Genomic DNA, 997 nt, shown 5'->3' on the forward strand with positions numbered 1-997 from the left:
GTGATCAGATGCCACCGGCTGAATATGAAAACCTGTATTATCAACGGCTCGGAAGTGTCTAGATTATCCGTGGCGATTCAGTTTCACCCTTTACTTATATTCATAAAAGAGACCTCCTGTTCACTGCATAACTTCCGTGGATAACGGGGAAAACCGGTAATGCCTTCGCATGCAGCGGCCCCCGGCCGCGCGCTCAGAAAAAAGACAAAAGTACCTCCCGTCGCCAAGCGCCGGGCCCCGGTGGCGCAAAAAGCCACCCCAGTGCACACCCCTTACCCCTGCCAAACCGACGCCGCCCCGGCCCAAAGGGCCGGAACACCCCCGCTTTGTAAGGGATGTTGTAACTAGAATTCAGTGTCGCTGTGGGTGGTGCTGCTGACAGTTTTCCGTACACGCCCGTAAGCGGCCCTAACGGCCCGCTAACGCGGAGATACGCCCCGACTTCGGCCATGCCTTGTCGTGACCACTCCGACGGCGCAAATCATCAACCGGAGTAGCTTTTAGTGGATTTGGCTTTGCAGGGAATGGGGTGGGCAAGGCAGAAACTATCAATCCGTAACGGCTGCGCCGGTCACGACGCCTCCCACCGACTGCGCTCAGTGTGACTCCTGCTGGCGTCTCCATGCCGCTACGCGGCATAATGAGCATGCGCCGTAATTTTGAACAGATTCGCAGTGGAGAAAACAGGATGGACTATTCAGGGGTCGTCTCAGAAAACGGAAAATAAAGCACGCTAAGCCGGTGGCAGCGGTCGCAATGGCCTGAACTTCCCCGCACCGGCCTTGGCACTGCTGCGCCATAGGTAATCGCCGGTCAGGTTGATATGCTCCCACCCCAGCGGTGACAGATATTGCAGCAACGTGTCGTCCAGCGCCTTGCCGTGGGCACGCAAAGCACTGGTGGCACGCTCCAGATAGACCGTGTTCCACAACACGATGGCCGCCGTCACCAGATTGAGGCCGCTGGCCCGGTAGCGCTGCTGCTCAAAACTGCGGTC

The 997-nt window shown here is 57.8% G+C and carries 2 protein-coding genes; one reads left to right on the forward strand and one right to left on the reverse strand.

All coding sequences use genetic code 11. The features are described 5' to 3' along the window. Nucleotides 1-362: 362 nt before the first annotated feature. Entirely contained in the window at nt 363-497 is a 135-nt protein-coding gene (locus OGY18_RS27460; RefSeq protein WP_502872877.1) for a replication-associated protein RepA4, read from the forward strand. A 236-nt stretch (nt 498-733) separates the two neighbouring features. Here the strand turns inward: OGY18_RS27460 and OGY18_RS01630 are convergent. Continuing rightward, on the reverse strand, nt 734-997 hold a 264-nt coding region (locus OGY18_RS01630), incomplete at its 5' end, for a Tn3 family transposase (protein WP_286551413.1).

This window comes from Citrobacter sp. Cpo142 (assembly GCF_030332425.1).
GTDB lineage: Bacteria > Pseudomonadota > Gammaproteobacteria > Enterobacterales > Enterobacteriaceae > Citrobacter > Citrobacter portucalensis.